We start from the raw sequence: 1,572 nt of genomic DNA, 5'->3' as shown, positions 1-1,572 counted from the left end.
AATTATTTGGTTAGATAAATCTTTCTGATATCCAGTAACCTCGAAATCCTTCAATTCCAATTTAGTCTTCAAAACGTTTAAGTAAGCCAATGGCGTATATTTAGCAATATCAGAAAAATACATCAGATTGTCTTTGTCGCTAACTCCACTTGGTTTTTTCTCCCAAGGCATGGAAAGCGAGGGGATAATCGAGAGAAAGCAAATTGATATGGACAACACGCAGAGTACTGCTACCACAATCAAATATATCAGGCATGCACCTTTTGGCTCGTAAGAGTTTATAAGCCTGCTTATTCCGAAAATGAGAGCACCATTGCAAGCAATGAGTGTTGCTGATTTTGCCTCGGCAAACTTCAACCAATCATTAATATTTGAGAATATATCTTGTAGTTTCTCGTCCATACTATATTTCTTCAGTGAATTCTAACGCCCGCATTTGAGGCTGGTTTGGAGCGCAGCGGAAGACCAGTCCGCCAACAGCGCTTGTTAAATGCCGAACTCAACTAGCCCACCAGATTTACGTAGAAAATCCTCGCCAACCAACATTGGATGATATTTCATGCCGCCAGTAAGGGTATCTGCATGGGTCGCGATTAAGCCGCCAATACCTTCTTCCTTCTTGTTCAAGATTGCATAGCTGGTAGGTAACGAAAAATCCATAATCTCCATAGTGGGCAATGTTAACCAAGCATGTATATTTAAAGATGAACCATTGACCCCTGATTGTAATACTGTTTTAAGATCCTGTTCGCTTTGATGGAACATTAAGCGCTCAACGGTTTCTACATACCCGATTGTAAAATAGCATGCTGTATCAAATAACTCTGCTATTACATCAGCCAACCGGTAGTGAATTGATAGGCATTGAGCCACAACTTCTTCAACACCAATTTCACCAACTGTATCTCTCAATACATAAGGAAACTTTTGCATTTTCTCATGGGTAAGCAGTACGCCCTCAGAAAATATGATTTCCGGACATATCAAATTAAACTCTTTTGTTCTCAATACTGCCTTTTCGAACTCTGATTTATACACGGTGCCTCCTTGGCATTTAACATTTGTATAGTGAGCCCCCCCTCATATGTATGACAGGTAGTCTCTTTCCTTTCCCATATACTACGATGTTTTTAAAAGAAAAAACTCGAATCTCGCTCATTTCTTTATCACACATATGAGGGGTCACGTATGTAGAAATAGTGAGGGGTCTCGTATGTAACCCACAGAATAACTCAAAACTTTGATTTCATTCGATTTTTCATGTTCCCTCGGGTGCTAAACGAGCACAATTCACTTCCTTGCGTGGTTTAAACAAGCACGCTCAATAGCGCTTTGATTACCTAAGACTTATGTGAGTAAAGAGCTTTCGATGATTTCTACTTTCCTATTGAAGCAGGCATAGGCAAGGGAACTGAACCAAGGTCGCCTAATGTCTATTTTCGGGCATTGAGAACACGCTTCACTGTCCGGTACAACAGTGGGGATGGAAGTTTATATATCCGTTTCATTTTCCAAGCATCAGCAAGCGGCGAAAGAAACTAGCGAGTAATAGCCTTCACGTACATCTTCCCG

At 40.6% G+C, this 1,572-nt stretch carries 2 protein-coding genes; both read right to left on the bottom strand.

Features of this window, described 5'->3' with window-relative positions:
• Window positions 1–402, bottom strand: a 402-nt coding sequence (locus A3738_RS11270) for a Pycsar system effector family protein (RefSeq protein WP_197473822.1), incomplete at its 3' end; no start/stop codon positions are given.
• A gap of 84 nt (window positions 403–486) precedes the next feature.
• Window positions 487–1,038 carry a hypothetical protein gene (locus A3738_RS11265; protein ID WP_068500346.1) on the bottom strand — a complete coding sequence of 184 codons (552 nt, stop codon included), beginning with the start codon at window positions 1,036–1,038 and terminating at the stop codon, window positions 487–489.
• Window positions 1,039–1,572 lie beyond the last annotated feature (534 nt).

The sequence above is a fragment of the Oleiphilus sp. HI0066 genome, assembly GCF_001635725.1.
The sequence above is the reverse complement of the archived record's forward strand: the minus strand, read 5'-3'. Positions and strand labels throughout refer to the sequence as shown.